Origin of the sequence: Pseudoalteromonas sp. SG41-5 (genome assembly GCF_014164495.1) — a bacterium.
Taxonomy (GTDB): domain Bacteria; phylum Pseudomonadota; class Gammaproteobacteria; order Enterobacterales; family Alteromonadaceae; genus Pseudoalteromonas; species Pseudoalteromonas rhizosphaerae.
On the sequence record NZ_JACJFH010000018.1, the window covers coordinates 38,966 to 61,198 of the forward strand.

Annotated in this window: 21 protein-coding genes; 11 read left to right on the plus strand and 10 right to left on the minus strand. The window is 40.0% G+C overall.

Features of this window, described 5'->3' with window-relative positions:
• Positions 1-9 precede the first annotated feature (9 nt).
• Positions 10-1,188, minus strand: coding sequence for an efflux RND transporter periplasmic adaptor subunit (locus H5232_RS07130; RefSeq protein ID WP_149982253.1), 1,179 nt, complete (start codon positions 1,186-1,188; stop codon positions 10-12).
• Positions 1,189-1,505: 317 nt separating this feature from the next.
• On the opposite strand from H5232_RS07130, the gene H5232_RS07135 reads away from it, so the two are divergent.
• The gene (locus H5232_RS07135) at positions 1,506-1,748 is read left to right on the plus strand and encodes a hypothetical protein (protein WP_182717521.1); all 243 of its coding nucleotides are present in this window, start codon (positions 1,506-1,508) and stop codon (positions 1,746-1,748) included.
• Between the two features lie 59 nt (positions 1,749-1,807).
• Here the strand turns inward: H5232_RS07135 and H5232_RS07140 are convergent, their stop codons facing one another.
• The 4 genes from H5232_RS07140 to H5232_RS07155 all read right to left on the minus strand — a co-directional run bounded on the left by H5232_RS07140 (position 1,808) and on the right by H5232_RS07155 (position 4,620).
• Positions 1,808-2,596, minus strand: coding sequence for a PhzF family phenazine biosynthesis protein (locus H5232_RS07140; protein ID WP_182783471.1), 789 nt, complete (start codon positions 2,594-2,596; stop codon positions 1,808-1,810).
• An 18-nt stretch (positions 2,597-2,614) separates the two neighbouring features.
• Positions 2,615-3,100 (minus strand): pilin, encoded by a 486-nt coding sequence (locus H5232_RS07145; protein WP_182830709.1) that lies wholly within the window; start codon positions 3,098-3,100, stop codon positions 2,615-2,617.
• Positions 3,097-3,924 carry a hypothetical protein gene (locus H5232_RS07150; RefSeq protein WP_182767416.1) on the minus strand — a complete coding sequence of 276 codons (828 nt, stop codon included), beginning with the start codon at positions 3,922-3,924 and terminating at the stop codon, positions 3,097-3,099. The genes H5232_RS07145 and H5232_RS07150 overlap by 4 nt, the downstream gene beginning before the upstream one ends.
• Before the next feature lie 81 nt (positions 3,925-4,005).
• A complete protein-coding gene (locus H5232_RS07155) occupies positions 4,006-4,620 on the minus strand; it encodes a PQ-loop repeat-containing protein (protein WP_182830710.1) in 615 nt (204 codons plus the stop codon).
• A gap of 300 nt (positions 4,621-4,920) precedes the next feature.
• On the opposite strand from H5232_RS07155, the gene H5232_RS07160 reads away from it, so the two are divergent.
• Both H5232_RS07160 and H5232_RS07165 read left to right on the plus strand, forming a co-directional pair.
• Entirely contained in the window at positions 4,921-6,060 is a 1,140-nt protein-coding gene (locus H5232_RS07160) for a PepSY domain-containing protein (protein WP_182739464.1), read from the plus strand.
• A 46-nt stretch (positions 6,061-6,106) separates the two neighbouring features.
• Positions 6,107-7,252: a lipopolysaccharide assembly protein LapB gene (locus tag H5232_RS07165; RefSeq protein ID WP_182730693.1), complete on the plus strand. Its 1,146-nt coding sequence runs from the start codon at positions 6,107-6,109 to the stop codon at positions 7,250-7,252.
• Positions 7,253-7,286: 34 nt separating this feature from the next.
• Here H5232_RS07165 and H5232_RS07170 read toward each other — a convergent pair whose 3' ends face one another.
• From H5232_RS07170 to H5232_RS07185, 4 genes are all read right to left on the minus strand, one after another.
• Positions 7,287-10,127 carry a PD40 domain-containing protein gene (locus tag H5232_RS07170; RefSeq protein ID WP_182767429.1) on the minus strand — a complete coding sequence of 947 codons (2,841 nt, stop codon included), beginning with the start codon at positions 10,125-10,127 and terminating at the stop codon, positions 7,287-7,289.
• 145 nt (positions 10,128-10,272) lie between these two features.
• On the minus strand, positions 10,273-11,808 hold the full coding sequence (locus tag H5232_RS07175; RefSeq protein ID WP_182730692.1) for a PH domain-containing protein: 1,536 nt from the start codon (positions 11,806-11,808) through the stop codon (positions 10,273-10,275).
• The gene (locus tag H5232_RS07180; RefSeq protein ID WP_182739466.1) at positions 11,801-12,373 is read right to left on the minus strand and encodes a PH domain-containing protein; all 573 of its coding nucleotides are present in this window, start codon (positions 12,371-12,373) and stop codon (positions 11,801-11,803) included. Before H5232_RS07180 ends, H5232_RS07175 begins: the two co-directional genes overlap by 8 nt.
• Before the next feature lie 68 nt (positions 12,374-12,441).
• Positions 12,442-13,293, minus strand: a complete 852-nt coding sequence (locus H5232_RS07185; protein WP_182830711.1) for a D-hexose-6-phosphate mutarotase — start codon at positions 13,291-13,293, stop codon at positions 12,442-12,444.
• A 335-nt stretch (positions 13,294-13,628) separates the two neighbouring features.
• Between H5232_RS07185 and H5232_RS07190 the strand changes: the two genes are divergently transcribed.
• The 8 genes from H5232_RS07190 (at position 13,629) to H5232_RS07225 (ending at position 22,142) form a co-directional block, all read left to right on the plus strand.
• Positions 13,629-14,123: a MarR family winged helix-turn-helix transcriptional regulator gene (locus H5232_RS07190; RefSeq protein WP_145240209.1), complete on the plus strand. Its 495-nt coding sequence runs from the start codon at positions 13,629-13,631 to the stop codon at positions 14,121-14,123.
• A gap of 118 nt (positions 14,124-14,241) precedes the next feature.
• Entirely contained in the window at positions 14,242-15,540 is a 1,299-nt protein-coding gene (locus H5232_RS07195) for a porin (RefSeq protein WP_149982263.1), read from the plus strand.
• Between the two features lie 298 nt (positions 15,541-15,838).
• Positions 15,839-16,234, plus strand: coding sequence for a YbaN family protein (locus H5232_RS07200; RefSeq protein WP_182730689.1), 396 nt, complete (start codon positions 15,839-15,841; stop codon positions 16,232-16,234).
• Positions 16,235-16,310: 76 nt separating this feature from the next.
• Positions 16,311-16,943 carry a PepSY-associated TM helix domain-containing protein gene (locus tag H5232_RS07205; protein WP_145240203.1) on the plus strand — a complete coding sequence of 211 codons (633 nt, stop codon included), beginning with the start codon at positions 16,311-16,313 and terminating at the stop codon, positions 16,941-16,943.
• The gene (locus tag H5232_RS07210) at positions 16,943-17,446 is read left to right on the plus strand and encodes a DUF2271 domain-containing protein (protein ID WP_145240201.1); all 504 of its coding nucleotides are present in this window, start codon (positions 16,943-16,945) and stop codon (positions 17,444-17,446) included. The genes H5232_RS07205 and H5232_RS07210 overlap by 1 nt, the downstream gene beginning before the upstream one ends.
• A gap of 36 nt (positions 17,447-17,482) precedes the next feature.
• Positions 17,483-18,325, plus strand: a complete 843-nt coding sequence (locus tag H5232_RS07215; protein ID WP_182739468.1) for a DUF4198 domain-containing protein — start codon at positions 17,483-17,485, stop codon at positions 18,323-18,325.
• Positions 18,326-18,642: 317 nt separating this feature from the next.
• Entirely contained in the window at positions 18,643-21,039 is a 2,397-nt protein-coding gene (locus tag H5232_RS07220) for a PKD domain-containing protein (protein WP_182767420.1), read from the plus strand.
• 227 nt (positions 21,040-21,266) lie between these two features.
• Complete coding sequence (locus H5232_RS07225) at positions 21,267-22,142, plus strand: DUF4097 family beta strand repeat-containing protein (protein ID WP_182830712.1); 876 nt, start codon at positions 21,267-21,269, stop codon at positions 22,140-22,142.
• On the opposite strand, the gene H5232_RS07230 is transcribed toward H5232_RS07225, so the two are convergent.
• The coding region (locus H5232_RS07230) for an IS3 family transposase (RefSeq protein WP_182761394.1) at positions 22,139-22,233 on the minus strand (95 nt) is incomplete at its 5' end. The two genes, H5232_RS07225 and H5232_RS07230, sit on opposite strands and share 4 nt — an antisense overlap.

Below are 22,233 nucleotides of genomic sequence, written 5' to 3' on the forward strand. Positions count from 1 at the left end.
GTCTACCCTTTATAGTTTTTCAGTGGTTGCACTATCGAGTGCATCAACTTTTTTAACATCCTGCACACCAGCGATTTTCACTGCCATGCCTTTTTGCGGATACTCAGGTAAGGTAATAACTAATTGATCATCAGCCTCTAAGCCATCACTAATATAAAAGAACTCGCCCTCTTCGCGGATCACTTTCACTTTACGTGGCTCAAGTTGCTGCTCATCATTAACAATCCATACCATTTGGTTATTCACCAGTTCTTGCGGTAAGCGATAGATATTATTAAGCATAGTGCCAGCAAAATTGACTTGTACATAACTGCCATATTTAATTGCCTGCTGTTTATTAACTAACCCATACGGGTCATCTATACGAACAACTAAGCTACTCATACGAGTAGCACTATCAACAATACCTAAATCACGATCAACCACAGCTTGACGCGTAAACCCATGTAAACCGGTTTTTATTACCGTTGCAGTAATTCCTTTAACTCGCTCAGGTAAAAACACACTGTCAAAGCCAGCGATCGGAATAATCACTTCGGCTGTTTCAATATTATTTAACTCACCGATTTGTGTGCCCATATTTATATACTGGCCTACACCAATATCGCGACTTACAACCAGTGCATCATAAGGAGCTGTTACTTCGCAATTATCTAAATCACGTTGCGCACGCTTTAATCGTGCTTGCGCTGACTTAACCGATGCTTGCGCGCTAAGCACTTGTGGCTCACGTAAAAACAATGCAGTACGCTCTTTACCAGGAAAGCGCTTTACTTCATCCGCCGCAACTTGTGCTTGTGCTTGCTCTTCGATTAACTGTGATTTTGCTTGAGCAAGTTCAGCTTGGGCTTGTAATAGCGCCGCTTCATAGTTATCTTTCTCAATAGTAAATAAGGTTTCGCCACGAGCAACAATACCACCAGCAACAAAGTGAGGATGCCAACTAACAACCTCACCCGACACCTGCGCTGATAAACGCGTGCTTTCAAGTGGCTTAACTTCGCCATAGCTATTAATAATCACTTGATGATCGTTGGCAGCTACAGGCTCAACTTTTACAACCGGCCGAGTGTCAACTATTTCTTTTTTTTCTGGCTCTTGGGCAATCGCATTAATTCCCACAAAGCCAACAATTCCTAAGCCAAGCGCGACAAATGGAAGTGTCCATTTCAATATCGTTGTTCGCATAATCAGTCCCCTAAATATTTTACTAAAGCCATAATAACAGAGCTGAATGAAACATTAACGTGACATTTGTAAGGAACTGTTACAAAACCGTATCAAAAAGATTCAAAGTCCTTATTTAAATAACCTGAGCTTCGGATAATAAATCTATCTCCTGCGGCTGCTGTTATTTTCAAAACCGAACACCTGCGTGTTCGATATCGAACAGCTATCACTTTAGAATCACTATATAAATACTTAACAAACTGAAAATAAACAGTATTTATTTCTGGCATCAAACTTTCACTAACTACACTATCAACCACGTAGATTTGTAGATTATGAATATTAATATTGAAAAAACCACAAAACTAAACAAAGTTAAAATAGCCCTCATTGTTGCCGCACTCATACTGCTTGCAAGCATCAGCTATTTTGCTGTGCAACCTGCTGTGCCGCAGCTAAATGCGAGTACGCTCAATGTGGTGACCGTCCAACAAGGTGATATTGATATTATGACGCCGGTGTATGGTCAATATGCATCACGCTATGAGCGTCTAATTAGTGCCCCTGCAGTTAGCTAACACAGCGCATGGCGCGCAAATCACCATTAAACTACCGCAAGGTAGCAATTAAATAGTCATTATAAATATATGGTGCCCTGCATATAGCGCACAGCATGGCCAGTTACAGTAATTGTGTGCGCAGCAACTTCACAATGCAGATGTCCGCCACGGCTAGAAGCTTGATAAGCACTTAACGAGGTTTTACCTAACTCTTTAGCCCAATAAGGCGCAAGACCGGTATGAATTGAGCCGGTAACGTAATCTTCATCACCGCCATTAGCAGGCCAAAAATAACGTGAAATAAAGTCGTATTTTGCGCTTGGTGCGGTTGCAACTACATCTAGCGGAAACAATGTTTTAAGCAGCGCAGAGTCTGTTTTAAGATCTAGCACATCTTGCTCACTATCATAAATAGCAAAGTAAGCTTGTTGGTTTTTCAACACCTTAACGGGTTGTATAGACAAGCCAGCAAATAGCTCAGAGGGTATTTCTGTTGTAACAAAAGGAGTTTGTTTTGGAAAAGTCATGGCAAAGCTGCCATCGCTATTTTTATTAATAACTAACTCACCGACTGCAGCAGCTTGAAAACGAATTTGCGATATATTGTGCTGTTCGCACAACACAAATGCCGCAGCGAGTGTAGCATGCCCGCAAAAATCTATTTCCATTAATGGTGAAAACCAACGGATAGCGTAGCTGCCATCAGCTTGACGACAAGTAAACGCGGTTTCGGATACGTTATTTTCTGCGCCAATGTTTAGCATCAGCTCATTATCAAGCCAATTATCTAAATCAATAACCGCTGCATAGTTGCCTTTAAATAATTCGTTAGTAAAAGCGTCTACTTGATGAATAGTCAGTTGCATTCATTTACCTATAATATTTTAATATTTAAGTTCTTTACACGATGATGGCAAAATATCTTTGGGTACGGTGGTTTTATTTTTACCCATTGCTTGCATACCTGCGACTGGCTGATCGTAGCCACATAACCAAGCTATAGGGCTGCCCGGACTACCCGTGACCACAGCTGGCCGAAATGTTAATATCGTCCCCTGCAAAGGCACTGACGCTTTATTACCAAGGCTAATATGAATAGCCCCAACATCAACGACAATACCAGTTACTCGATTGCCAATTAAAAACTTACTCGCAGGTATACCGGCTTCCTCATTGTTTGATGGAAATCGTCCTTGCTCTAAATAAAAAGTCGTTACATCTTCTCGTATAACGGCAGCCATTGCTAAGGGGTCTTCAAGCTCACTGCGCTGTATATATTTACTGTATTGTGGCAATGCCACAGAAGCTAGAATGCCTATGATAGCAATCACAACCATTAGCTCAATTAGGGTAAATCCTTTATTTTTCAAATGATCTCTCCCAATGCGAAAATAGGCCGATAAGCCTCTTTCAAAAATAATGCAATCGCAATAACTAAAGTAATCGTGAAAATAGTAATGAGTTTATTCAAATACCTTTTAGCATCTTGATTAAACACCGCCAGCTTTTGCTTTATTAAAAGCACAAATTCTTTACTAATATCTAAGCCATGTAACTGACAACTTTGTAAATGCTCAACCTCAGGGAAGCTAATACTTTCACTTGCCCCGTTTACAGGAAATTCAAGTATTACAATTAGCTCGCTGTGTTGCTGGCGAATTTTTTTGGGGATAATAAAATCGATACAACTTGATGATGGTTCTGCTTTTAGTAGATTGCCTATTTGGCTTAGGCGTATAACACTGAGCAAAATTAATGAAAGAAGCATTCCTTGTAGAGATACAAATATATACCAAAATTGTGCCACATCACTAAGCGAGTTATTTAATTGAGCATGATAGTCACTCAATACAGCTGAAAAGGAAGGTATAACAAAAACCTGATAAATCAGACTAATGATAATAAAAGCAGTAAAAATAAATACCAGATAGCTTAATCTGCTCGCGTATTTAAAGCCGTTAGTACTAATTGCATTTGGTAATTGTTCATAACATAACGCAAGTCTTTGCTGCTCGTGTTCACAACGGTTATCAATAAGCTGTGCTGATAATTTTGTAGCTAATTGACTACTGTGCTGCCCAGCTTTATAAACCCGTAAATGCTCGGCACTACTTAGTTGCTTTTTCTGTGCAGGAGTAAGGTTACTTAATGGCGAAAATAATCGACATAAGTAACCTAGTTGATTCCAATTCATACCTTATCCCTTTTATCTCGATAAGGTAATTTGCCATAAAAACAGTAACTTTGGAATCGCTTGTTTTTAAAACAAACAATTCTATATTATTGCAGGGCGCATTTTATAATATTGAATACAACCAAGTTGCGCGGCATTAGTCAGTAAGATCATCACAAATGTTAAAAGATGCGAAGTACTTGGTGCTGCCATCGCTAATTCTGCAAATAAACCACACACACCAGCAATAAACTGAAAGCTAAAATAACGAGCACTTAAGTTGCTTATATCTCCGCTGCGCAGCGTTTTATAGGTTTGCGGCATGACTCGCACCGAACTCATTATTAAGCCAACAAAAGTAAGCCAAGTAAGTACATTAGCAGTCTCTAGCTGTGGGTTTACTAGCAGTAAAAACGGTAATAGTGAAAAACCTAACATAGCGGCCAACTGAGTTCGCTCTCTAGTTTTGGCGTTATATCGAGCAAAATAATACAAGATTAAGCCACTTAAACACCCGGTCACCACAAACGGTAGTACCATGTAGTAACGTTCAAAAAAGAGATTAAATGCAATAAAATAAATACTTTGCGCCACCCCAAAGGTCATCATTAATAATGACAACCCCGATACACTGCGGTTTTTACGAATTTTATTTAGTAATGGTAAAAAGCTAAACACTAAAATAAATGATGATAAAATAGGCAGGTAATGCGCCAAAGTAGACCTCGTTCGTTAGTAATTGATTAATAAGTTAGCAACTTATAAACAAAACAATAAGTCAGTGTAAACCACTGTTTTTATATGCTTTATGTAAGGCGCGGCATTGTAAAGGTCCTATAAAAACAAGCAACCATTTGTACAAAATAAACTCACTACTCCTGCGGCAAGTTAACCTTACAGTTTCCATGTTTCGACTGACACTTTGCCGTTAGTAAGCAAACATCTCATCGCATAGAATTGAAATAACATTGATAATTGTTATCATGCAACAAATTAATTTTGACGACTCTTTGCCTTATGAGAAAAACACTTTTTAAAATACACAGTTGGATTGCGCTTTGTGCTTTGATTCCACTTATTGTGATCAGTCTAACTGGCAGCGTATTAGTGTTTAAAAGTGAAATTGATGGCTTACTCATGCCAGATAGTCACTTTGTCGTTGATAGTCACGCAGAACGCAAACCCATTGATAAATTAATAGCGGTTGCTGAGCATGAATTTCCTAGCTATGTAGTAGGTAGTTGGGAAATATTTAATGATGATACTGCTGATCGGGTTTATTTAATCGAACGCGGTACCGACACTTGGTATAAATTTCATATCAATCAATATTCTGGCGAAATACTCTCGCAGCCAGTTAGCACTAGTCACTACTTCACAGATTGGTTTTTAGAACTGCATTACACATTTTTGCTAAACGATTTAAAAACTCTACCTGGTCAAACAGGCACCGTCCTTGGGTTCTTTTTTGCAATCTTTCTATTTATCCTCGGCGTTACAGGCTTAATAATTTATCGTAAATTTTGGCAACGTTTATTTTCAGTACGCTTCAAGGCGACGCTGCAAATTGTACTAAGCGATATTCATAAAATGACAGGGGTACTTGGCTCACCCATTATTTTAATTTTGGCGATCACTGGCGGCTACTTTAATTGGGCTGTGTGGTATCACGAAGTAGTCGAACACGCAGAAGAACAGCATTTTATACTCACCAAAAACTTACATAGCGATACCATTAACTTTCAAGCCATTCTGGATGATAGCAAAAAACAAATCCCGACATTTAATGGTACTTTTTTAGTTATGCCACTGGAGCCTGACGAAAACATTACGCTATTTGGTGAAGTTGATAGCAACAATCCACTGGCAAGCGAATACGCCAACACCATTACTTATGATAAAAAAACCGGTGAACATATAGCTAACTGGGATATTCGCGAAGTCGGCATTGGTTGGAAAGTAATTGATAGCTTTAGAAAATTACACTTTGGTTATTTTGCCGGTTTACTCAGTAAAATCTTATGGTGCGTGATTGGCCTAAGCCCAGTATGGCTTGCAGGCACTGGTTTTTACTTGTGGCTTAGCCGCCGTAACCGTAAAAAACAATCACAAAGAAATCGCGAGCAAAGGCGAACAGCGACAGCATTAAATACTTGATTAAATTTTTACCTCAGCGTACCTTTATCTAAACGCTGAGGTAACTATGAAACTTTACTTTTCTTTATTATTAATATGTTTATTAACAGCTTGTAAAAGCACAGAACAGCAGAGTACGGTTGCGCCAACACTAACTAGTTTACTAAATCACACTCTCTTTGAGTTACAGCAAGTCCCTTCAGAACAAGTTATTTTTCAACTGCCCAACGATGAAGCTAAGATCTTTCTATCTTATGTCGAGAATCAACGCCAAGACGGTTTAACTGACGATATTATTCTTTATAACTACATTGAACGCAGCTTTAGTAATTTTAGCTATCATGGCGATACCCTCACAGCAGAGCAAACCCTCGAGTTATCTCATGGTAACTGTATAAGTCTGGCAATATTAACCCAAGCCTATGCAAACTTAATTGATCTGGAAACTGGTTTTCAAGAAATGACAAGCCAGCCTGTTTACGCCAAAGAAGGCAATCTGGTATTTATTGCTAACCATTTTCGTACTAAGTTATATAGCCCTTTCACTGAAGATGACGATCAAATTACTTTTATTCGACCAGGAGTACTTATTGACTATTTTCCTTCGCGAGGAAGTTTTTATGTTGGCAGTGCTAGTTATGAGGATCTCATTGCCAAATATTATAGTAATTTAGCGGCTGATGCTTTACTAGAAAGTGATTATAATCAAGTGTATAGCTTGTTAATTAAGGCTAATCAGTACGCCCCAAATGATGCTGAGTTATTCAATCTTGCGGCTATATTACATCGTCGAATTAACGATAAAACAACCAGTCAATTAATTTACCAAACAGCGCTTGATCAGCAATTACAAAGTTTAAACTTACTAAGCAATTACAAAGTACTCGCAGAAGATATTGGCAATGAAATGTTAGTTGAACAAATTAATTCATTGTTAGGTGCTCAAGAAAAAGATCCTTATGAATTAATTGCTCTTGGTGAAACAGAAGCATTGAGTGGGCGCTTAATGAGCGCTAAAAAACACATAGATGAAGCAATAAACAAGGCACCTTATTTGGCTGATCCCTATGTAGCTCTTGCAAAAATCCGTTATCAGCAAGGTAATTTAAATGACGCTCATAAATTACTCAAACAAGCTATGGATCTCGAAAGAGATCATCAACAACGTAGTATTTATGCGGCAAAGCTTGCCGCTATAAGAAGTCACCAATAACCGCCTTGAGTGAAAAGACTCAAGGCGTAAGCGTTTACAACGAATAATAAAACCCGAGCCAGCCTCTAAGCTCATCATCAAAGCTGTCGCCTTCGACTCTGACTAGGCCAAAATCAAGTTTCACATCATTGAGGCCTGCAGGGCCTAAGCCAAAACTAAAGGGGCCTTGCCATTTCACACCATAGCTTTGCCCGTATACCTGTTGGTCAATCTGATGCTGTTGATAGTACAACCATGGCATGCCTTCTGCCCAACTAATACCTCCACCATAACCTTGATAGCGTTTGCCAATAGCGCTGTAAAAGGGCAGTTCAGGTGCAAAAACAAGGTCACTGCGAATATTTTTTGATAACAACGAAGAGCTAAAACCACCTAATCGCAACTCACTATCATCTCTATATTGCTGGCTATAATTAGCATACATCGGGATTGCCAGCGCTTTACCAAATAGCTGCGCAGAAACATCATAGCCCTGCCAACTCTGCGTGTCGCTATCGCCACTATACCAACGCGCATCAATCGCTTGGCCGATGGCATAATCTTGTCTGTCATAGCTCCAAGATTGCTTCAAGCCGACTCTAAGCCACTGTGAACTCTGCTCTTGCTTGATATTTGCATCATCTATCTCTGAGTAGTTATAAGCCAGTTCTGGCTGTACTTTAAACTCTCCAAAGCTCAGTGGCAGGCTGGCAGCAATATAGCCGCCTTGCACTGACTGATCAGCCAACAGGCTATGCTGATATTGCTTGCTAGCATTCAAATCATAAGAAAATAACTGGCTGTCAAACTTGATTGCAAGCGCACTGTAGCGTGCTTGGGCATAAATGCCTTGCAGTGCAGTGTCATGTAAATCAACACTGTAGCCCAGCTGCCAATCTAATTGCTTGAGTAAATCGCTGCCTTTAATACTCGCTGAAAATAATGCCGCGGAGGCTGAATGATATTGTTCACCTAACGCAAAAGTGGCTTTTTGCTGCCAAATATCGTAGTGCGTTTGCTCACCAATGGGTTGTTGATATATTTGAGCTTTTGGCAAGGTGTGCTCATTCACAAGCAACAAAGGCGCAATACTGTTAGTTGCAAAATCGGTGATTTCTTCTTCGTTATTATTTACCTGTAGCTGCATAATGTCAGGGCCATCACTACTGATTGAAAAATACAGTAAATCCCCGTCAGATAATGCGAGTGGATTAGCAACCGCTTGTTGGCCTTGAGTCAGCTTGAACAAACGTTGTGTAGTTAAATCATAACGGTAGATATCCGTTGCCTGAGCTAATCCTGCAACAAAATAAAGCTGCTTGCCATCCGCACTCCAACTTGGTTGTGATAAGTATTGATATCCCTTAGGCATTGGTACAGCAATTGATTTTTGTCCATCAATATCTTGTATATACAATTGCCAATTATGATTAAACTCAGTTTTAAGAAAGGCGAGTTGCTGTTGATCGGGGCTAACTACAGGATAATCGTAAACCGTTGCTAGACTTTTTTCGAATAATGGTTGAGCTTGACCGGTTTGTAAATCAACTCGCACTAACTCTGAGTAACCTCCTTTAACCTGTTCTCCATAAAGTGTTTGCCCATTATCTGCAATACTAAAGCGCCGCAGGCCAGCTAAATCAGTTAGTTTGGTAACTTCACCGGTTTGCGTATCCCAGCTAAATATATCTGATATACGCTGATTATCAATATTATCTACGTTGCTGTAGGCTGAAAAATACAACACGTCGTCATTTAGCCATTGTGGGTTTTGAATACCCGCACGGTTGATTTGATTCAAGACTTGCTTTTGCTTACGTTGAAACACCTTGGGTGGTTTATCAGCAACATCTTTAGGATCATCAGCGAGTAGCTCTTGTTGCTCTTGGTTAAACTCTTCTGCAGCTTTGAGGTTATCCTCAGTACTGTAGAGTTTTAACTGAGTCTTGCCGTCTTGATCACGCTCCACCACTGCAAGTTGCTCGCTATTTGGTGATAAAGCAGGACCACTAGCATAGTGATCTAACGCCAACCAAAGCTCACTAGTAAGTGACTGTTCACTTCTTTCTTTACTCATTGCTTGATAGGTATACTCAGCAATAAAACGTCGATACAACTTACTCGCAGAGTCACCAAAGACCCCTTCGAATGCGTCATCAAATTCGCGTTGCTTAACCCCTTGCATACGCGTCCAAACAGCATCAAGGGTTTGCTCTGAATAGTTTTTCTCTAGCCAAGCTAAAAATCGGGCGCCCATTAAATACGCCATAGAGCCAGCCATAAAGCCACCATCTGTACTATTCAACTGATCATAGCGGGGCAATGCACCTTGCTGAGCAAATTCGATTAAAATCGCCTCGCTGTAGTTATCAAATAACCGACCACGCCCCGTCATTTTCGATTCAAGTAATGTTGCGTAACCCTCTGCCACCCAGCGAGGCATCTCGCTGTGTGTTATATCGTATAAATCCCAAATATTCCTGAGCTCTTGACGCCATTTACTGCGGGTAGGTTGTGCTAAATGCACTAGATGAATATATTCGTGCAGTACCAGTAATTGCTGCCAACCACTATTATTTGAGATCACTGTATCTGACTGCGGTGGTGTAGTAAAAAGCGCCATCAATGGCTTATTTGAAACCGGTAATGCAAAACCATTAGCGGCATTGAGTGGATCAAACACCACCACATCAACCGCTTCATCTAAAGCACGGTTTTGTTGCTCAAGCACTTTGCTGCGGACGATTTCTAATTCATTGGCCGCAGAGCGTGCCCAATCTGCATTTTCTTGACTGTAATGAACATTAAAGTGTTCGGTATGAATAGTTTGCCATTGCACGGCGGCCTGTGTATGTGTGGCTAATAATAACGAAGTAGCGAGTAAGGTTTTTTTCATCATGTTCCCTGATCTCTTATTTTAAACCCATTATTGTCATAACTTAGTCTAAAAAGAGAGCATAAAAATGTAAGAAAACGTGAGTTACCGCTATTACGCTTTATCGCCTAATAAAATACCATCCTAAGAACTTGAAAGCGGTGAATTACATCCAACTTCGTTGATCCGATTCGGCTTGGCAAAGAATAAAGTCGATAATTTTATCGGCTTGCTCTGCTTTGATATAAGGCATAGTCGCTGTGCCCGCAGCGAGTTGTATAGACAAGCTCTTCAAACCACTTTTTCGCATAAAATAAGTGCTTACTGCGCGCGTGCTTTGCGCTTTATATAGTTCAAACACTCGATAATGCACACTTATCATGCCACTGCGAAACACTGCGTAATATCGCCCTTGATATTGATAAAAATAATAACCGTATCGTCGATATGATAAGTACACCAAGGAACTTAGTAATACAGCACAAAGCAGGCCATATACCGGGCTGTAACCTTGTCCTGCATAGCCCATAAATGCAATTAAAGCGCTCGGTAACAAAGCATAAAAGCATAGATTTTTGATCAGTAACGCTTTTTCGACACCTTTAAAGTTGAGTGCTTTAAAATCATCACTGGTTAAATTAAGCCAAGGATGTACCCACTGACAAACTTGTTTTACTTGCTCAAGTGAAAGCACTGGCATCACTAAGCTTTGTTTGCTCTTTGCGCCCGCGCTAAAGCCGCCGCTGGTTGCTTGCAAGCACTGCACGGTATAACGTTTAAGTAGTCGTGCAATTAGGTTTTGCTTAATCAGCAGAGATTGTACTTTATCAAGACTCACCGACAACTGATGACGCTCTAATAATCCAGCAATGCGTTTAAATTTTCCGGCCTGAAAGTAAAGCTGAAAATTATAAAAGCGGATTAATGACATTAATACCGATAATAAAACGGCAACCAACACAACAAGCACAAGTATTGAAAACACAGCGAGTGCTGCAGCATCAACCAACACGCCCACTTCTTGCTGATAGAATGATTCTAGGCGATTGATCACCGCTTTTTCTAAAAACTCCAGCACAACATTCATAAAAGGTGCAAGCGCTGCTAATGCCAAAATAGCCATATTCGACATCAAGCCAAATTTTGCAACTTCTTTATTGCTCAGCACCAAACATTGTTGTGGTTCGTTGGTATGTGTATCTTCAGGTTGCTGCTTAGCTGCAGTTTGTTGTTGGGTTTCTTTATAAGCCAATACTCGCTCGCGCATTTGCTCTGCATATAGCGATGTAACCCCGGGTAATACAGCCTCTTGGCTAGTGCTGCCAGCGGCATCAAAAATACAGTTAACCAAACCCAGAGGCTTAAAATAAAACGGTTCGGCAATATTAACATTCTGCACTCGCAAAAAGTTCAAGGTTAAACGCTCTTTTTTAAACACCCCTTTATTAAGTAATATTTCATGCTCATCAGTAATGCAAAAGCGAAAATTAATATAGTAAAAAAATGAATAAATTAACAAGCTAATAATCGCTACCGCTAATGCAACTTGCCCCCAAAACCACTTATTTTCAACTTGCGTAACAAACACAACCATAATAGGTAGTAAGTTAAATACACCGTCTTTGACAAATCGGAAAGCAAAATGCACGATAAAATAAACCAGTGACCAAGACGAAACACGCTGCCATTTCAAATTATCCATTTAACGACTCATCAGTAGCTAATACACTATCACCGGCTTGATTGCTGGTATTGTTAGATACTTGTTTTGCTTCAGTGTACTTTTGAATATACTGACGGATATTTTTACAATCATCATGACTTAAGCCACTAATGTTGAGATCGGCGCTCATTCCGCCAGCACTATACAAACGCAAGCTAGCCAAGCCCAGTTTTCGCTCCAAAGGGCCACGATGTATTTCTGTGTGCTGCACTCGTGAGAAAGGTAAAATCGTCACCTGCTGCCAAATAACGCCTTTGCGATAAGCTATATCATGCTCACGCATAGCAATTCCTTTAAGTCGCATACTGACAACGTTATAAGCTAGCGATAAAGCTAAAATAATTGGTAAACCAATCAGTAAGCTCGTTTGTGCCAGTGCTGCAAACTCCTGATTAAAAAAGCAAACAGCGCCTAATATTGCAGTTAATGGTAGATAAAACAGCAGCCAGTTAAGCTGAGCGTGCAGCAACGCTTTATCTGCCAGTGGCTTATATACTATTTGTTGATGTTGGGGTAAGACGTCCAGTTGGTGGTTTTCGAACACTTTTTTTCCTTAACAAGCCAACGATTTGATACGTTGGCTTTGATTTATAGCAAAGTTGCGGCCCTATATTACACCCAGCGAATGGTCGTCGCTAAGGTATGACTTTCGCCTGGCGCTACAATCGCACTATCATCCATTACATTTGCCGCTTCAAGGCACAACATTGTATGGTATTCATCATCAGCAAAATTAGATAAACGCTTTGACTTATTAATCCACGGGTTCCACAGCACACAAGAGCTAGAGTTTTCACGGCCGACTTCAATAATTCCATCCGGGGTAATAATACGCTGGATAACTGCGGCTTGGGTATAAACCATATCTGTTTCACGAGCAAAACCAACCAGTCCATCTTGATCAAACGGGCCTTCGCTAAACTCAATATATTTGGAACCTTGCAGCCCATCCACTTGAGTTTCTTCAATAGCAGGGGTTGGAAAATAAGTGTGCAGCGCTTGCGTGAAAGTAATAGTTTGGTTACTTAAATTAGTGGTTGTTAAACGCACTTCAAGCTGATTAGTTAGTATAAATTCAACCTTTAGCTTTGATTTGTGTGGCCAGTAGGTTTCATCAACTTGTGCCATTGGCAAGGTTAAGCTAACTCGAATTTCATCGTCTTGCTCTGCAACTTCATCTGCTCGCCATAAGCTCGTACGTGCTACACCGTGAATTGGCCACTCAGGATTTGGATTGACACCAAACCATGGCCAACAAATAGGAATGCCACCACGTATACTTTTACCTTCTTGGTAATCTTCTTCGCTTGATACCCAAATTAATGGCTTTTTGCCACTTGGCGTGAATTCAGTGAGTTGTGCACCTTGTAGAAAAATTTTAGCGCTACAAAGCTCGCTTGCAACATTGATATATTCTAAACCAGTGTCAGTTTGTTCGATGCTTACAGATGGAGATAACTTCATTATACGTCCCATAAAAATGAAAAACCTATCTCACCTTACCCAATCCCCAACCAATTAGTAAATATTATTTAGTGAGTTTTTATGTCAAATTTACAATTTTTCACTCTGTCATGACTTATAGGTAAGCTCAGCACCAAAAACGTTTAATTAAATAATATGCAAATGAACTAAATTTAATTTCAACTCAAAACAAATAAAAAACAGCCACAGATCTGTGTAAAGCCAATAATACAGTATAAATCGACCTTATCTATTTGAACTCTATTTATTAGATGTGTAATATTTATTGATTGCGCGAGCGCCTTGACCGCAAACCATCTGCGAATGAGATAAAAATGAAAAAATATGACGAATTATTGGTTTCTTTACGTAAAGTGATCCGCGCGATCGACCTCCATTCTAAGCAGTTAAATAAAATCTCCGGCCTTACCGGTCCGCAGCTATTAATTATGACTGAAGTAGCACAAACTGATGGTATTACAGCCAGTCGCATTGCCCAAAATGTAAACCTGAGTCCTGCAACTGTAACTAATATCTTGGATCGCTTAGAAAACCGCGATTTAGTGACGCGTGTTCGCAGCCAATTAGACAAACGTCGAGTGAGTCTTTACCTCACTGCAAATGGTCAAACGATTCTGCAAGCAGCACCACAACCGTTACAAGAACACTTTATTGAAAAGTTCTCAGCCTTAGACGAGTGGGAACAAAGCCAGCTACTATCATCAATGCAGCGTATTGCTACTATGATGGATGCTCAAAGTATAGATGCAGCACCTTTATTAGAAGTTGGTGTGCTGACCCGCGCCGCTGAAGGCAAACCCACCGAATAAATAGTTTATAAAATCATATTAAACAAATGATTACCCTAGAACGCATGGTTAGTTAACTTGGGTTAAAGGTACAATTAGTCTATTCTATACAGACCTATATCAAGAATAGCGATTTATCATGCTTAAACTATCAAAGTTAGCTTTCGCGACTATGCTAGGCGCAACAAGCAGCGCCTCATATGCTTCAGACATTGATGCTATGCAAGCTCAACTTTCTCAACTCCAACAACAGATGCAGCAACTGCAACAGCAGCTTGCGGCTGAAAAAGCAAAACAAGCTAAAGTTAATCAACAGCTTGAAGAACAGACCAAGACTATCGCAAAGCAAACTCAAGATAATACCGAAACAGCCCTATCCGGAGTTAAATTTGGTGGTGCAATTCGTACTAACTACAGTCACACCTCATATGATGACGGCAATAAAAACCGTGGTGGCGATTTTGATTTTGATATTTTCCGTTTAAATGTTTCTGGCGATATTGGTGGAGTCCTGATCGGCGGAGAGATCCGCTTTTTTGATTACATGACCGCAATAAAATCAGCATGGGCAGGCTATCAATTTACTGACGACTGGCAAGTGCAAGTAGGTATCACAAAAGTGCCGTTTGGTAATGATCCTTATAACTCCCATAACTATTTCTTTAGTGCAAACTACTACGTTGGTTTAGAAGACGATCATGATTTAGGCGTGATGTTTAAACGTAAAGTAGCTGATAACTGGCAGCTCGATTTAGGTTTTTTCAAAAATGACGAACTCGGTGGTGTCGATGGTTATGTTGAAGATCGCAGCCATCGCTATTCGTACGATATTGTTGGTAGTCGCACCGCCGACGAGGGTATTTATGCCGAACCGAGCAAAGGGCTTGGTGAGTATAATACCTTTGCCGGCCGCTATGCCTATTACTTTGAACACGGCAAAGGCATGACCACAGAAGTCGGAATATCAGGCTTAGCCGGTGGCTTACATGACGGCCAAGACCGCGCAGGAAGTTACAACGCATGGGCACTGCATGTAAACAGCGTTATCAACAATTGGAATATTCAACTACAGCATGGCGAATATGACTACAATATCGATGACACTAATCGTATCGCGGTTGGCGCATATGGGTTTTATGACTCTATTGCGACCGATGCAACCACCAGTAGCTTTAATGTCGCTTACAGCGTACCGGTTGAATGGGGTCCAGTAAGCAACCTGCAATTTTATAATGATTACAGCGCGATCTATAACAAGTCTGATGACACTGCCGATACTTGGATGAATGTTACCGGGGTATCCGTCGCGGCTGGCGGCTTGTTCACTTACTTTGATTTAGTTCATGCCCGCAATCAAGCATTTGTAGGTGGCTCTGTTGCCGGTGATAGTAATGAAACCGAGCGTCGATTTAATATTAATATTGGCTATTACTTTTAATCTTTAAAGTCAGCCTGTAATTAGGGGGGTTAGTCTTAAGAGGTTACCCCCTCATAAACTCATCCTTCATAACGCTGTAAGCAATGACTGCAAGCAATTACATTCCCATCAACTCATAATAGGATATAAAAAGAACAGCGGCATCAGGTTGAATCGCAAGCTGAGGCGCTGAACGTGGCAGAGTATAACGTCATCGAGTACAATTAACTGACAATGCTGAGTAAACTAGCAGCATATTGTTTAACGTTGCTTGCCAAGCATTTAGCCGTTTTCAACTTTATCAGGCACAAGTCTATTCATGAATTTAAAAGTAATTTTAGCCACTTATAAAAGTATTGGCTATCAACTATTAGGACTAGCCTTGGTTGGGCTGGGAATTATAGGTATTGTTTTACCTGTGATGCCCACCACTATTTTTTTCATTTTGGCATTAGCGTGCTTTACTCGCTCGTCCCCAAAACTCGCTGCTTGGTTACTCAATCATCCTCGTTATGGCGTAACCTTACGCCATTGGCAAAAGTACAAAGTAGTACCCGTAAAGGCGAAGTGGTTTGCGGGTATTGGTATGTCACTTGGCTTTATTGTATTGCTGCTTTGTGCACCGCCGTGGTGGGTTTTACTGCTGGTAGCCGGCATCGAAATAGCGGTTATGATTTATTTACTCTCTCGCCCTTCAAAATACCTACCAATGTAAATTTCGTAAATAATGTTGTGATAACTAATGCAAATCATTACCATGTAGATAATATTGCTTAACTACTAAATTATTTATGCCGTTAATAAATAAACGAACTTTATATAGTACCAGTCGTGCGTTGCATATTTATCTATCAACAGCACTGCTGTTTTTGCTTATTTTATTTTCTGTCAGTGGGATTGTACTTAATCATGTTGATTGGCTAGAAGGCGATAAAAGTGATGGGCAACTAACCACATCACTCCCAAGTGCATTACTTGAGCAGGGCCAAGAAAACCTAGCAACCTTACCCATTTTATACCCTGAAATAGAAGCTTACTTAGCCAACCAATATGGCTTAACTAAAGTAAAAAGTATCGACTGGGAAAAAGAAGATGCACTCGTGATGCTCGACTACCCACTGCCTGCAGGTTTTGCCTTCGCAGAACTTAATTTCATCAGTGGCGAACTGAATCTCGAATATCAAACTGGCGGCTTTTTAAGCTTAATTGGCGATTTACATAAAGGCCGTCATAGCGGCGAAGCATGGAGCTGGGTGATTGATATATCAGCCGTGTTAATGATTTTTTTTGCTATCACCGGGATGATTATTTTATTTCAAAATAGAAAAAAACGCTTAGTAGGAATATGGCTAACAGTGCTTGGGGTCGCAACACCAGCAGTCATTTATTTATGCTGGGTTCCGCAACTAAAAGGAGTGTCTTAATGCTAAAACTTAATACCTTAATAAGCGCTGTTGTTTTATTTACAGCAGCTTTGTTTCAACCTCATGCGAATGCCGCTGAACTTGAAATAGAACTAACCCTACCTGATCTAGACGTACAACCTTACCATCGACCTTATGTCGCGGTTTGGCTAGAAACCCCAGAGCGTAAGCATGTAACCACGGTTGCCTTATGGGTTGAAAAAGCAGAATGGTTTAAAGACTTACGCCAGTGGTGGCGTAAAGCCGGAAAAAGTGACGCTAACTTTGATGGTGTAACAGGTGCAACAAAGCGCCCAGGTACTTACACCATTAACTGGAATGGCACAGATCTAGATGGCAAAGCCGTAGCTGCAGGCAAGTATTTACTTAATTTAGAAGTCGTTCGCGAAGAAGGTGGTCGTGATTACACCCGTGTAGAACTTGATCTAAATAAAGACGGCAAGATCACCATCGATGGCACCAATGAATTTTCACAAAGCTTCGTCACCATTAAAAGTCAGTAAATGTAGCTGCTAAAACAATTTAAATAAGGAAAGACTATGAAAATCAATTTACTTAAAAGCGCATTTATCGGCGCACTTACTTTCACTGCCCTAGCATCTAGCTATGCCAATGCACATGCTCGCTGGTTAGTGCCTTCGCACACATCTCTTTCAGGCGACAAAGCACATTATGTGATGATCGATGCCAGTATTTCGAATGAAATTTTCGCACCAGATAAAGCATATCGTCCAGCACAAAAAGGCGCGGAATATGATGATAATCTGATTATGGCAATCGGCCCTGATGGCAAACCAGTTAGCGATAAAATTCGTGCATATTATCTGCAACGTAAAAATTCAGCGGCGGTAAAACTAGCTGGGGAAGGTACTTATCATATAACGATGAGCCAAGAACCACGACTAATGACTTTTTATAAAGATGCCAAAGGCGAACGTGGCCGTGCATTTGGCCCTAAAGACAGTAAAGATATCCCAGCTGATGCAACCGATATTAAAACCACAAAATCGATTGCAACGGTAGATACATTTGTAAGCCGCAACGGCACCTCAAAACCTGCGCTACTTGGTCAAGGCTTAGAGATCAGCGGCCCGACTCATCCTAATGATTTATTTGTTGGTGAAGAGGCACGTTTTCAGTTATTAAAAGACGGTAAACCTGCTGCCAACATAGAACTTGCCATCTTAAAAGGTGATACACGTTATCGTAACGAACGTGGCGAAGTTAAAGTAACCACAGATAAAAACGGCTTTTTCACTAACACATGGCAACACCCTGGACTATACCTGATTGAAGCAAGTGTGAGCGAAGGTTCAACTGAAAAAGGTATCGATAGCGTACGTTATTCATTATTTACTACATTAGATGTAGCACCTGAATAAAACCCCTCATTAAAAATAAAGGCCAAGTAACTTAGCTTGGCCTACAACTCTAAATAAACACATAAACAACTTAGCGCCAAAATTTTTCTAAAATTTGAATTTAATTCTTTTATTTTCCCTCTTTTGGGTTCATATTATAAACAATTAAATTAACATAACTATAAAATATTTAACTGAAATAAATATTATGAAAAATGGACTTTATACCAACCTAATTCAAACCAGAAATAATCCTCATTTAAATTTAATAGCAAGCACTACAGGCTTAGCTTTACAGTACCACTAAACACAACAAAACCAACAACAAGGAAAGTAATATGAAATGGAGTTTTTTAATCCAGCTAGCTTTGATCCTAACTCTCACAGCCTGTGGCTCAGGAGGTGGTGACTCAGAAAAAAAACCAACCAATAAAGTCACTAACAATAAACCCGTTGCCATGATCAGTGCACCAACCGGTGAAATGCGGGTAAATACCGCGCTAACATTTAGCGGTACAAAAAGCAGCGATCCCGACGGCGATTCATTAGTTTATAAATGGCGCTTAACCACTGCAGACGGACAAAATGAGATCGCTCTTGCTGTTGATAATGAAAATAAAGTTGAAGTATCACTTGCTGAAGCAAAGAGTTATAAACTAATTTTAGTTGTGAGCGATGGCAAACTTTCGAGCGCCCCAGTTGAAAAATTAATTGAAATTAAAGCCGACCCAACGCAATTAATTGCTCATGCAGGACTTACTCAAACAGTAAAACAAGGTGATGTGGTTGCATTAAATGGTGCGCTAAGTAGCACATCTAACGGTGTAATAAATAAATACTTATGGCAGTTTACGGCAAAGCCTCTTACCAGCAATGCAATCATAGAAAATAATAATAGCGTTACCAGCAAATTCATTGCAGATAAAACAGGTGCTTACGCAATAAAGCTAACCATTACTAATTCACTGGGGGAAACAGCAAGCAACGAGGTAATGATAAAAAGTGAGTCTTTATACGAAAATTCAGCTCCTCAAGCGGTTATTAAAGTACAAAATAAAACCGTCGCTCCTCGCAGCATAGTCACATTAGATGGCAAGCAAAGCAGTGACCCTGATCAAGGTGATACACTAAGTTATCTGTGGACTATTACCGCACAACCTGCCGATAGCAACCCGACACTCACTGATAACTTAAGCAATACCGCAGGCTTCTCTTCTTTAGACCTCGGTGAGTACACGCTCTCACTAACAGTTAAAGATCAATATGGTGAAACTGATACCGCCACAGTTACTTTAACTGTAGAGATAGCAAATCAAGCTCCTATTGCACAACTTGTAGCTGAGAGAAACATTAACTTAGCTGAAACTATTACTCTGCAATGCGAACAATGCAACGATCCTGAAGGGCAACCCTTAAGCTACCTTTGGCAGATAAAAAGCAGACCTGAGAATAGTAAAGCGCAGCTAATCCAAGGTACGACAGCAACCCCTTCTATCAGTGCTGATATTGAAGGTGATTATGTGATCACATTAATCGTATCAGACGGACAGCTTAATTCTGAGCAAGTAATAAGCGTTCTTCACGCTCAAGCCAATGCAAAACCAACAGCGATTATTGCTGATGTAGCACCTATTTTAGTCGATGAAGAAATTCAACTTGATGGCTCACAAAGCACAGATCCTGAAGGCAAAGAGCTTACCTACCAGTGGGAAATTTTATCGCCATTAGGACGTGCTACGCTTTCTAACACAGACGTTGCTAAACCTTACTTTAAAGCATCAGGTGCAGGAAGTTTTGTTATTTCGTTACGTACCAATGATGGTAATAAAGACTCCGATACGCAAACAATCACTATCATAGTTAGAGACAATGCAAAGCCAGTCATTATTTCTAAAGGCGAACAATTACGTCAGGCTTTTGTTGGTAATATAGTAACATTTGATGTTAGCCAAAGTTACGACCCTGAAGAGACCAATCTTAATTATACTTGGGGGCTTACCAAGCCTAATGAGTCAAATGCAGCACTGGTAAACATAAAAGATGGCGTCGCTGAATTTACCCCTGATATTATAGGTAGCTATAATGTCACTGTTACTGTTACTGATGCTGAGGGCAATGCAGCTGTAATGGAGTTTGCGATCTCTGCTACCGATTCCGCTTTACTAACAGGCATAGTTAAAGGACAAATTACCAACGTAGCTAAAGTTGGTATCAATAACGCTATACTGATGATAAATGGTAAGCAGCATACTACAAATAGCAGCGGCTTCTTTGAGGCAATAGTTAGTGTTGAACAGGGCGCAACTGTTAGTATTTCTACAGCAGATGAAAGACTGGCAACTAGCGAGTATAGTTCAGCAGCGATAACACAAAATGATTTTATCATTAATATTAATCAAACAAGCCTACCGGTTTTTCAAGATGTAGAAGTCTCTGTATTCGTCTGTCCTGATTTTACTGGACCCGACACCGTAAATCTGCGCTTTAAAATGATCGATACTATTTTAACGTCGAATAGTTTTCAGGCTCAGTATGATGAAACCAAGCCTTTGATATTACAAAAAAGTAATAACACATATCTAGATAGCACACTAAATATTGCACTCCCTGTAACTGCAACATATGAAATAACCGTGGTTGAAGACAATGTGCGCAATACATCTTATTCAAGTACTGCTATTTACTACTCTCAGTCGCCCCCAAACTTAGCGATAATCACCATTTGTAATAATTAGAAAAAACTAAGCCACTTCACGCGTGTTGAAGTGGCTTAGCGTACCTTCCAGATCCAATCTAAAGAATATTAAGAACAACCCTAAATTTGGTATTTTTGACCACTTATTCGCTATACTTATCTGATAATAAAAATAAAAACCAATAAAAACAAATCATTAAATTTTGGCTTTGTTTTTGCTATAAATTAGCAAATCGTAAAATATAATTAACAATGAGAAAATAAATAATGATCAACAAACCTCTTTCTTTGCTAGCCAAAGCCCTTCCTATTGCCACTAGCCTATTGTTTCTCAGTGGCTGTATTGTGCATGTTTCAACCTCGTCAGCCAATATACAACAACAGCAGCAACGCTCAATATCAGCGTCACAATTACAGCAACTAAGTATTAATGCTGAGGCGGGTTCACTTAAAGTGATCGGCTCAACCACAGCAACTAACATCAGCGTAGATGCCACTATTTATACAGCAAAAAGTGATGACCCTTACATACTTACTCTGGAACAAAAAGGCGATAAAGCCGTACTTATAGCAAAAAATTATAGTTCATCAGGAATAGTGGTATATCAAGGTAATTCACCCAGTATTGATTTAGTTATTACTGTGCCAAGCTCATTTAACCTTGAGATTGACGATGACTCTGGCGATATAGATATTGCTGGTGTACTAGGTAATATCATTATAGATGACGACTCAGGGAGCATTCGTATTGATCAAGGTCATCACGTCACAATTGACGATGATTCAGGGGATATCGATCTGCAAAATATTACTGGTAATGTAGAGATCAGTGATGACTCTGGCAGTATTACTGCACGTAACGTTGCTGGCAATATGACTATTGAAGATGATTCGGGTGATATAACCCTTACTAATATCACTGGCAGCGTAGATATTGACGATAACTCTGGCAGCATCAATGCCAAAACTCTAGGCAGTTACATCACCATTGAAGATGAATCGGGTGATATTTATGTTGAACATGTTAATGGCCTAGTCACCATTGAGGATGGCTCAGGCAGTATTCGTGTTAACGACAGTAAAGGTATCACCATCATTGACGCTGGCTCTGATCTGCACCAGCCAGACTGGACACTTCATTAAGCGACATTTTTATTTTCAAAGTTAACTGGACTTAGATACCCGAGAGCACTGTGCCTTCTTGTCCGATTATAATCAACCTCGATGTATTCAA

Coding starts and splice junctions, on each gene's coding strand:
- H5232_RS07185 (WP_182830711.1), bottom strand. CDS start 13,293: ATGAAGTTATCTCCATCTGTAAGCATCGAACAAACTGACACTGGTTTA.
- H5232_RS07170 (WP_182767429.1), bottom strand. CDS start 10,127: ATGAAAAAAACCTTACTCGCTACTTCGTTATTATTAGCCACACATACA.
- H5232_RS07160 (WP_182739464.1), top strand. CDS start 4,921: ATGAGAAAAACACTTTTTAAAATACACAGTTGGATTGCGCTTTGTGCT.
- H5232_RS07210 (WP_145240201.1), top strand. CDS start 16,943: ATGCTAAAACTTAATACCTTAATAAGCGCTGTTGTTTTATTTACAGCA.
- H5232_RS07220 (WP_182767420.1), top strand. CDS start 18,643: ATGAAATGGAGTTTTTTAATCCAGCTAGCTTTGATCCTAACTCTCACA.
- H5232_RS07205 (WP_145240203.1), top strand. CDS start 16,311: ATGCCGTTAATAAATAAACGAACTTTATATAGTACCAGTCGTGCGTTG.
- H5232_RS07140 (WP_182783471.1), bottom strand. CDS start 2,596: ATGCAACTGACTATTCATCAAGTAGACGCTTTTACTAACGAATTATTT.
- H5232_RS07135 (WP_182717521.1), top strand. CDS start 1,506: ATGAATATTAATATTGAAAAAACCACAAAACTAAACAAAGTTAAAATA.
- H5232_RS07195 (WP_149982263.1), top strand. CDS start 14,242: ATGCTTAAACTATCAAAGTTAGCTTTCGCGACTATGCTAGGCGCAACA.
- H5232_RS07130 (WP_149982253.1), bottom strand. CDS start 1,188: ATGCGAACAACGATATTGAAATGGACACTTCCATTTGTCGCGCTTGGC.
- H5232_RS07165 (WP_182730693.1), top strand. CDS start 6,107: ATGAAACTTTACTTTTCTTTATTATTAATATGTTTATTAACAGCTTGT.
- H5232_RS07215 (WP_182739468.1), top strand. CDS start 17,483: ATGAAAATCAATTTACTTAAAAGCGCATTTATCGGCGCACTTACTTTC.
- H5232_RS07225 (WP_182830712.1), top strand. CDS start 21,267: ATGATCAACAAACCTCTTTCTTTGCTAGCCAAAGCCCTTCCTATTGCC.
- H5232_RS07200 (WP_182730689.1), top strand. CDS start 15,839: ATGAATTTAAAAGTAATTTTAGCCACTTATAAAAGTATTGGCTATCAA.
- H5232_RS07175 (WP_182730692.1), bottom strand. CDS start 11,808: ATGGATAATTTGAAATGGCAGCGTGTTTCGTCTTGGTCACTGGTTTAT.
- H5232_RS07150 (WP_182767416.1), bottom strand. CDS start 3,924: ATGAATTGGAATCAACTAGGTTACTTATGTCGATTATTTTCGCCATTA.
- H5232_RS07190 (WP_145240209.1), top strand. CDS start 13,629: ATGAAAAAATATGACGAATTATTGGTTTCTTTACGTAAAGTGATCCGC.